Below are 8945 nucleotides of genomic sequence, written 5' to 3' on the forward strand. Positions count from 1 at the left end.
GCCCATCAGCGAGTGGCGGGGTCGACGGTACTGGCGTTGCCGACAGGGGTTCAGCACTACGTCGACTCTCGCCGGTGCGTTTCGGGCAACGTTGGCGCGACCGGCGTCCGCATTCGGAGAACGCGGCGAGCGAGCGGCCGACCGACTCGCCGAAACGCGACCGAGACGATCCGTGCGCCCCGACCCGCGTGTCGCGTCGGACCCGCGGTGACCTTTCGTATTTCGATTCAACGTACGCCGACGAACGATAGAAACGATTTTATCGTCCACTGGCGATGCGTCGAAGTGTAGCATGGGCGGGTTGAGCCAACTCAGCGAGGAGTGTCGAGCGCACCTCGAGAAGGCCCTCGAAACCGACGACCCCGCGGAGAAGAACTACCACATTCGCGCCGTGATGCAGGCCGGCTGCGTCGACGAAATTCCCGAGGGGTACGGCGAGCACTGACTCCCGAACGGAATTTCAGGGCACTTCCAGGGGGCCGGACCACGACCGGCGGCCCGGACCACGACCGGCGGCCCGGACCGCTGACAGCTGATACAGGAACGTGCGGAGCACGGGCCCCGGCCGACGCCGACCTGCTGGTCGCCCCCAGCCGGATCCGTCGAATTCGTGAGCATCGGTCGGCCGAGCACTCGACGCTCGAGAGAATCGTGTCGGTCGACTCCTCCGAATCCGAGACCGTCCCGACGCCCGGCCTGCAGGTCCGGCATCTTTACCGGTCGACGGCGTAACGACGCCCGTGACCGAACTCGAGATTCCGCCCGATGCGACCGAGGAGACGGCGAGCCGGCTGGTGGCGGAGTTCGCCGACGTCGGCGACGAGGTCGAGATCTGGGACAGCGAGATGACCGACACCGACGGCGACGACCGCGCCCGGGCCCACGGCACGATCACCGCGATCGAACCCGGTTACGTCGAGATCGACGGAGAAGGACCCGACGGCGAGGGCATCCGTTACGACGAGATCCACACGATGGCGCGGATCGACACCGCCTGAGCGCCGTCCGAGCGGTTCCCGTCTCGTCCCTGCGACCGCCCGCCTCGTCCAGTCGACCGGCCAGCCGCCGCCGACCGCGATCGGTCACCGCTCCGGGTGCGTCGGCGCGTCGAAGCCGCCGCGGACGAGCGGTTTCGCCACGTGTCGACGGGCCCGCGGCGGCACCTCGTACCAGCCGGGTTCGAGCCGCCGGTCGATCGGCGAGCGTTCCCGTCCCGGCGCGCTCGTCCCGCAGTCCCGGCATCGGTAGCCCTGATCGCGGCCGGCGCTCTCCATGGTCCGCTCGCACTCCGGACACGTCGGCGTCACCAGCTCGTGGCGGACCAGCTGACGGACGGCGAACTTCTCCAGCTTGATCGTCCCGCGGGATCGCTCGCCGCAGACGGTGAGTCGGTCCCCGGGCCGCAGCGCCCGAACCCGATCCCGGAAGCGCTTGGTGGGTTCGAAGGCCGCGCACTCCGTTTTCGAGCCGCCGTCGGGGCCAGCGATGGGGACGAAGACGTGACCCCCGCGGCGGGTCTCCGGCTCCCCGGCGACGACGCCATCGACCCGGTACGCGCGGCCGTCCTCGAGCCCGCCCAGGCGGCCGTCCTGGAGGTGGACGTCGGTCCCCTGGTTGGTGACGAACCGCTCGCTGGCGTGGACGGGTTCGCTCCCGATGGAGGCCGCGACGCCGTCGACCGCGGCCGGATCGTCGCCGCGGATCCCGAAGAGGACCGGACCCGGCGTTCGCGGGACGCAAACCAGCTCGCCGGCCCCGCGGTCGACGGTGTCCCAGACGGCGGGGTAGGCTTCGTCCGCCGCCTCGCGAACCGACGCCGGGTCCACGTCTCGCGGGGTCCCCCAGCGCTCGGGCTCCCGGTACGCGATCCGCTCGGAGGTCCACTCCTCGAGGGCGCGCCAGGCGCCGATCGCGGCGAGCGCGCCGATCCGCCCGCGACCGTCGCCGCGGTGGTACGTGCGGTACCCCAGGTCGTCGACGAGGCGGACGGCCTCGGCGATCGTCAGGTGATCGCGGATCGCCCGCAGGGCGAAGTCGCCGACGGCGGCGGGGATCGCGTCCGCGGCGCACTCGAAGTCGGTCACCGGGAGCTCGTGATCGGCCACCACGAGTCCCGGGTTGGTCGCCTCGTCGTCGGCGATCGCGAGGTCCGCGAGCTCCTCGCGCGCCGCCTCGAACGCGGCGTCGGGGTCGCAATCGGCGTGCACGGCGAGGGCGGCGTTCCCGCGCGTCTTGTACTCGACGGCGGGGTTGAGTCGGACCAGCAGCAGTCGCTCGACCCGCCCGCGCTCGCGCAACCGCTCGGCGATCCGGGCGGCGACGTAGGTCGTGCACATCCCGCGCTCGCGGGAGTCGGTGTCGTCCAGCCCGACGACGGTCATACCCGCGTTTGGCGGCGCCCGGTGGTACGCGTTTCGGACCGCGAGGACGGCGTCGGAACCCTGCGAGCCGACCGGCGCCCGCGACCTGGAAGCCGTCCCCTCCCGAACCCGCGGTCGATAACCGTGACGGCTGCGAGATCCCGAGAACGCAAGACGGCGAACCGGGACCGGGGCAAAAGGTATATGGGAGGAATCGCTAGAGTCGTATATGTCCCGGTCCGCACTGGTCGGAAACGTCACCGCGATGCTCGAAGACGCAGGGTTCGCGGTGAGTGACCGGTGTGCAATCCGACCGAAGAGCTTCGACGTGGCGGCCCGCCGCGGCGGAGACCTGCTGCTGGTGAAGATCCTCGGGAACATCGACGCGTTCAACGAGGAGACGGGTCACGAGATGCGCCGCCTCGGCACCCACCTCCGCGCCACGCCGCTCGTGATCGGCATGCGAAGCCGCGACGAGGCGCTGAAACCGGACGTCGTCTACTTCAGACACGGCGTCCCGGTGTTCAGCCCCGACACGGCCTACAACCTGTTCGTCGAGGACGTCCCCCCGCTGATCTACGCGGCGCCCGGCGGCCTCTACGTCAACATCGACGGCGACCTGCTGGCCGACGAGCGCCAGGAGCGCGACTGGAGCCTCGGCCGGCTGGCGACGGAACTCGGCGTCTCCCGTCGCACCGTCTCGAAGTACGAGGACGGCATGAACGCCTCCGTCGAGGTCGCGATGGAACTCGAATCGCTGTTCGACGCGCCGCTGACGAGCCCCGTCGAGGTGCTGACGGGCGCCGAGGACGTCCACGAGAGCGAGCCGACGCCGGATGACCCGGCGGCCGATCCCGACGACGAGGCGGTCGTCGCCACCCTCACCCGCGCCGGCTTCACGGTCCACCCGACGGTCCGGTCGCCGTTCAAGGCCGTCAGCACCGAGGACGCCCGCGACGAGGAGCCGGTGCTCACCGGCCACTCCGAGTTCACGAAGGCCGCCGAAAAGCGCGCGCGGATCATGAGCTCGATCGGGCGGGTCACCCGGACCCGATCGGTCTACGTCGTCGAACGCGCAACGCGCGACTCCGTCGACGGCACCGCGCTCGTCGAGCGCGAGGAGCTCGAAGCGATGCGCGACGCCGACGACCTCCGCGAGGTCATCCGGGAGCGGGCGAACAGGGAAGAAGCGGCGTGAGAACTGAGATCCCGACGGAGCGAGAATAACCGACTGGTGAGCGACGAGGATCGAGGGCGCTCGATCCTCGAGACGGCGCGTAGCGCGGGACCGTAATCCCTGCCGGAGCTCGAGATCGGACTCGCGACCCGCCGCCCGCTGTACGAGAATTATCAGTGCGCCGCCCGCCACGTTCGAACGTGGTGCGCGCTTTCCGTCGCCTTCGACCTCGTTACGCGTCGCCGTAGGTCTCCTCGAGGTACCGCACGATGTCGTCGCTCTCGGGCATCGCCTCGACGCCGTTGGCCTCGTCGGTGATGACGGGTACGCCGGTCTGGCCGCTCACGTCTTCGACTTCTGTGCGCTCGGCGTGGGCCGACGGGACCTCGACGGAGTCGTAGTCCAGGTCGAGCTCGTCGAGTTTGGTGCGGACTTTCGCGCAGTACGGACAGCCGGGGAGTTCGTAGAACGTGATGTCTGCCATGGTCGGCGTTGTGGCGGAGAGCGTAAGAGGTCGACGGTCGACGAGGGGGTTGCCGCGAACGGGGACGACGGGAGCCGGAAGTCGGAACGAGGCGCGATCGGCCGATCAGAACGTGACCATCTCGGCCTCGACGGCGAAGTAGACCCCGAAGTAGACGACGAACGCGATCGCGAGCACCCACTGGCCGAGCGAGACGTCCCGGCGCTCGCCCATCGCCGCCTTCACCATCGGGTAGCTGATGATCCCGGCGGCGAGGCCGTTGGCGATCGAGGCCGTCAGCGGCATGACCGTGATCGTCAGGCCGCCGGCGATCGCCCACGCGGGATCCTGCCAGTCGATGTCGGCGACGCCCTGGAGCATGATGATGCCGACCACGACGAGCGCGATGTAGGTCGCGAACGTCGGGATGGCGGTCACGACGGGGACGGCCAGCAGCGAGAGCGCGAAGAAGCCGCCGACGACCAGCGCCGTGAAGCCGGTGCGGCCGCCCTCCTCGATCCCGGTCGACGATTCGATGTACGTCGTCACGGTGGAGGTCCCCATCGCGGCGCCGGCGGTCGTGCCGACCGCGTCAGCCATCAGCGGCTTCTCCATCTCGGGGAGGTCGCCCTTGTCGTCCAGGAACCCGCCGATCTGGGAGACGCCGATCAGCGTGCCGGCGGTGTCGAAGAAGTCCACGAAGAAGAACGTGAACACGACGAGCAGGAAGATCAGCGGGTCCTCCTGGATCTGGCCGAGTCCCTCGACGAAGCCCCAGAACAGCGGCGTGAAGTCGTACTGGGCGCCGGTCTGCACCTCGGCGGGGGTGATGGTACCGCGTTCGACGAAGCCGGCCAGCGTCGCGGCCCAGGCGGCGATCGCGGTCGTCAGGATGCCGATCACGATCGCTCCGGTGACGCCGCGGGCGTACAGGATGAACGTGAGCGCCAGCCCCGCGAGGCCGACGGCGGCGATCGGGCTCTCGAGGACGTTGCCCAGCTGGACGAGCGTCGCGTCGTAGGCGACGACGACCTGCATCTCCTGGAGCCCCAGGAAGAGCAGGAACACGCCGATACCGGCCCCCACGGCGAACTTGACCGGCTCCGGGAACAGCTCGATGATGTAGCGTCGGGCGCCGACGGCCGTGAGCAGGATGAAGATGATCCCCTCGACGAACACCGCGGCCAGCGCCAGCTGCCACGGAACGCCGAGCAAGAGGACGACCGTGAACGTGAAGAAGGCGTTGAGCCCCATCCCCGGGGCCAGCCCGAACGGTCGTTTGGCGTAGAACGCCATCACCAGGATGGCGATGATCGACGCGAGGATGGTGACGACGGTCAGCATCTGGACGACCTCCCCGTAGGTGTACACCTCGCCGTTGATCGTCGTCTCCTGGATCGGCGCCCCGTCCTCGCCGAATCCGCCGACGATCGCCGGCCCCAGGATCTGTGGGTTGACGACGATGATGTACGCCATCGCCAGGAACGTCGTCAGCCCCGCGATCGTCTCGGTGCGGAGGTCGGTCTCGTGAGCGTCGAACTCGAAGTAGTGCGCGATGCGTCTCGTGAATCCCTCCCCGTCGGTCGACCCGGATGAAGCCATCGTAGTCGATCGGGGGTTCTCAGAGCCCGAAGTAAAAGTTTCCTATACGGTCACGGGCGGATGAACGATGACTTTCGGACGGCTCCGATAATAATCGAAAGCCGGAGCGGGAATCCGTCTTCGGTCCTCGACCGGCCGCCGCTGCAAGCGTTTTTTGCGTCCGCCGGCCCAACGGGCATCATGGCAGAAAATCGCGTAGTTCAGGGGCGCATGGTCACCGCGAGGGCGCTGGCCGAGCTGATCGAAGGCGAGGACGTGATGGAAGCGGAAGCCATCGAAGACGCCGACCGGGACTGCCCCGAGTGCGGCGGCGACGTCCTCGAGGTGGGATACATGCCGTCGGTGACGGCGTTCGTCACGGGCTGGAAGTGCCAGGACTGCGACTGGAAGGAGACGGATCGGGAGTGACGGCGAGCGGCGTTCGGGTAGGAGGACGGATCCGCCGGCCTACAGCGGCTCCTCGCCCTCGGTTTCACAGCGGCTCCTCGCCCTCGATGATGCGCATCGCGCGGTCGGCGAGGGCGGGGACGCGGTCTTCCATCAGCGGGTACATCGGATCGTCGCTGTTGCCCTCCAGGTACCGGCGGAAGAACATCTCGCCGAGGGCGGCGAGCTTGTAGACGGCGAGGGTGCGGTAGAAGCGGTCGTTCTCGAATTCGATGCCGGTCGCGTCCTCGTAACGCTCGACGAGTTCCCGGCGGGTCGGATAGCCCGCTCGCTCCATGAACGTCGCGGTGAGTTCCGGCACCGACGGTTCCGGATCCTTCGGGTCGCGCCAGTACGAGAGCATCCAGCCGAGGTCGGTGAGCGGATCGCCCAGCGTGGACATCTCCCAGTCGAAGACGCTGGCGAGGGAGACGTCGCCATTTTCGACGGGCGCGTACATCACGTTGTCCAGCTTGTAGTCCCCGTGGACGAGCGTGTGCGGGTGGTCGTCGGGGACGTTGTCCGCCAGCCAGCCGGTAATCTCGTAGAGTTCCGGGATCTCGCGCTCGTCGGTGGTGACGTCGAACGCCCAGGTGAGCTGCTCGCTCCAGCGTCGCACCTGGCGCTCGGTGAAGCCCTCGGGGTAGCCGAACTCGCCGAGGCCGACGGCCTCGTAATCGGTCGCGTGGATCTCGACGAGCGTGTCGACGAGCTCCTCGCCGATCGCGCGGCGGCGATCCGGGGTAGCGAATGCGTCCGGTTCGTCCTCCCGGAGGACGTGGCCCTCGACGCGCTCCATGAGGTAGAAGTCGCTCCCGATGACGTCGTGGTCGTCGCAGGCGAGCACCGTCGGCGGGACGGGAACGTCGGTCCCCTGGAGAGCGTCGACGACGCGGTACTCCCGCAGGACGTCGTGGGCCTTGTCGGCGGTCTCGCCCGGCGGCGGTCGGCGGAGCACCAGCTCGCGATCGCCCCAGGTGACGAACAGCGTCTCGTTGGAGTGGCCCTCCCGGTGGCGTCGGACCTCGTAGGTCTCCGGCTCGCCCAGCTCGCTCGCGAGGTGCGCGTAGAGGGCGTCCTCGTCGACGAGCCGCCGGAAGTACTCCTCGTCTGCGTCTGTCATCTACGCGGCCCTACGGCCACCGCCCCAATGTATCTACCGCTGGTAAGATTGTGGGCATTGTTTGTTGAATTCGTTCGGCGTTGTGTCCGAGTAAGCGGTTCTCGGTAGACATCGTGGAGTCCGAAGGGTGCGAGTCCGTCAGTCCCGCGCGCCGCGGAGGATCTCGAGTAGTTCCGTCAGGTCGTCCTCGATGCAGTGGTCCACGGCCTCGCCGTCTTCGGCCCCGTGGGCGACGGTCGTCATCCCGAACTCGCTGGCGCCGGCCATGTCGTGGCGGTACCGATCACCGATCATGACACAGCGCTCCGGATCGGCGTCCGGGCCCGCGGCCTGGAGGGCGGCCTCGAACATCGCCGGGTCGGGCTTCGTTCGCCCGACGTCCTCCGAGATGGTCAGCGAGTCGAAGCGCTCGCGGACGCCGAACGCCTCGAGGATGAACAGCAGTTCGTCCCGGTCGGCGTCGCTGAGAACGCCGAGGTGGACGTCCGTTTCGGCGAGCGCGTCGATCGCCTCGACGGCGCCCGGGTTCGTCTCCAGGGTTTCGGCGATAGTCTCGCGAAACGGAGGTCGCCACGTTTCTTCCGGGAGGGGTTCGCCGACGATCGCTTCGACCGCCTTCGCGTACCCCTCGCGTGCGGGCGTGAACACCGTCCCCTCGCGCTCGCGGAAGTGCTCGCCGACGGTCGTCCGCCAGGTGTCGAGGGCCTCGTCGGGGTCGACGTCGAGGTCGCGCTCGTCGACGAGTCGGTCGACGAACCGGCGGTGGCCCGCCTGGACGGACTCGACGTCGAGAATGACGCCGCCGACGTCCCAGAAGATCGCGTCCCAGCGCTCGGCGATCCCGGCTCCGGCGTCCGCCCGTTCGGTGCCCGACCCGTCGTCACGGTCCGCGCGCTCGTCGTCTGCGGTCATCGATCGTCCGAACGTATCCGCGGTGGACAATAATTATGCTGGTGGGGGAAGAATCCGCATTCGGTAATGTTAGTCGAGACGAACGCAGCGACCGTAAGGAGGGATTGACGTGGTGAACGAACGATTTTCGATCGACGGGCAAACCGCGATCGTGACGGGCGCCTCCAGCGGCATCGGACGGGCGATCGCCGAAACCTTCGCCGCCGAGGGCGCCGACGTGGTCATCTGTTCGCGCGAGCAGGGCAACGTCGATCCCGTGGCGGAGGGCATCGCGGAGAGCGACCGGCCGGGCTCGGCGCTCGCCGTCGAGTGCGACGTCACCGACCGCGACGCCGTCGAGGCGCTCGTTGACGCCACCGTCGAGGAGTTCGGACGCGTCGACTGCCTGGTGAACAACGCCGGGGCGTCGTTCATGGCGTCGTTCGACGACATCTCGCCGAACGGCTGGGGAACCATCGTCGACATCAACCTCACCGGCACCTACCACTGCACGCAGGTCGCCGGCGAGCGCATGAAGGCCGACGGTGGCGGGACCGTCATCAACCTCGCCAGCGTTGCCGGCCAGCGCGGCTCGCCGTACATGAGCCACTACGGGGCGGCGAAGGCGGCGGTCATCAACCTGACCTCGACGCTGGCCTACGAGTGGGCGAGCGACGACATCCGGGTCAACTGCATCGCGCCCGGCTTCGTGGCGACGCCCGGCGTGGAGAGTCAGATGGGCGTCACCGCCGACGAGATCGATCGAGACGACGTGGAGCGCCAGATCGGGACGAGCGAAGAGGTGGCGGATCTGGCGCAGTTCCTCGCGAGTCCGGCGTCCTCGTATATTGTCGGGGAGACGGTGACGATCGCGGGCGTGCCGCCGATCGACGAGACGCCGGA

The 8945-nt window shown here is 68.6% G+C and carries 10 protein-coding genes; 5 read left to right on the forward strand and 5 right to left on the reverse strand.

From position 1 onward, the window contains the following. Nucleotides 1-292 precede the first annotated feature (292 nt). Both QZT59_RS11430 and QZT59_RS11435 read left to right on the forward strand, forming a co-directional pair. Nucleotides 293-445 carry a hypothetical protein gene (locus tag QZT59_RS11430; protein WP_290816028.1) on the forward strand — a complete coding sequence of 51 codons (153 nt, stop codon included), beginning with the start codon at nt 293-295 and terminating at the stop codon, nt 443-445. A gap of 295 nt (nt 446-740) precedes the next feature. Then, the gene (locus QZT59_RS11435; RefSeq protein ID WP_290816031.1) at nt 741-998 is read left to right on the forward strand and encodes a hypothetical protein; all 258 of its coding nucleotides are present in this window, start codon (nt 741-743) and stop codon (nt 996-998) included. 84 nt (nt 999-1082) lie between these two features. On the opposite strand, the gene QZT59_RS11440 is transcribed toward QZT59_RS11435, so the two are convergent. Next, entirely contained in the window at nt 1083-2381 is a 1299-nt protein-coding gene (locus tag QZT59_RS11440; RefSeq protein ID WP_290816035.1) for a tRNA(Ile)(2)-agmatinylcytidine synthase, read from the reverse strand. Nucleotides 2382-2589: 208 nt separating this feature from the next. Here QZT59_RS11440 and QZT59_RS11445 point away from each other — a divergent pair, with 208 nt between their 5' ends. Further along, nucleotides 2590-3558 (forward strand): transcriptional regulator, encoded by a 969-nt coding sequence (locus tag QZT59_RS11445; protein ID WP_290816038.1) that lies wholly within the window; start codon nt 2590-2592, stop codon nt 3556-3558. 211 nt (nt 3559-3769) lie between these two features. Here QZT59_RS11445 and QZT59_RS11450 read toward each other — a convergent pair whose 3' ends face one another. Together QZT59_RS11450 and QZT59_RS11455 are read right to left on the reverse strand one after the other, a co-directional pair. After that, a complete protein-coding gene (locus QZT59_RS11450) occupies nt 3770-4021 on the reverse strand; it encodes a glutathione S-transferase N-terminal domain-containing protein (RefSeq protein ID WP_290816041.1) in 252 nt (83 codons plus the stop codon). Between the two features lie 105 nt (nt 4022-4126). After that, the gene (locus QZT59_RS11455) at nt 4127-5602 is read right to left on the reverse strand and encodes an NCS2 family permease (protein WP_290816044.1); all 1476 of its coding nucleotides are present in this window, start codon (nt 5600-5602) and stop codon (nt 4127-4129) included. Nucleotides 5603-5782: 180 nt separating this feature from the next. Here QZT59_RS11455 and QZT59_RS11460 point away from each other — a divergent pair, with 180 nt between their 5' ends. Continuing rightward, on the forward strand, nt 5783-6010 hold the full coding sequence (locus QZT59_RS11460; RefSeq protein ID WP_290816047.1) for a DUF5795 family protein: 228 nt from the start codon (nt 5783-5785) through the stop codon (nt 6008-6010). 64 nt (nt 6011-6074) lie between these two features. Here the strand turns inward: QZT59_RS11460 and QZT59_RS11465 are convergent, their stop codons facing one another. Together QZT59_RS11465 and QZT59_RS11470 are read right to left on the reverse strand one after the other, a co-directional pair. Next, a complete protein-coding gene (locus QZT59_RS11465; RefSeq protein ID WP_290816050.1) occupies nt 6075-7151 on the reverse strand; it encodes a phosphotransferase family protein in 1077 nt (358 codons plus the stop codon). A gap of 138 nt (nt 7152-7289) precedes the next feature. Further along, complete coding sequence (locus QZT59_RS11470) at nt 7290-8063, reverse strand: HAD family hydrolase (protein ID WP_290816053.1); 774 nt, start codon at nt 8061-8063, stop codon at nt 7290-7292. A 109-nt stretch (nt 8064-8172) separates the two neighbouring features. Between QZT59_RS11470 and QZT59_RS11475 the strand changes: the two genes are divergently transcribed. Then, the coding region (locus QZT59_RS11475) for an SDR family NAD(P)-dependent oxidoreductase (protein ID WP_290816056.1) at nt 8173-8945 on the forward strand (773 nt) is incomplete at its 3' end.

Source organism: Halovivax sp., from assembly GCA_007119345.1.
Lineage (GTDB): Archaea > Halobacteriota > Halobacteria > Halobacteriales > Natrialbaceae > Halovivax.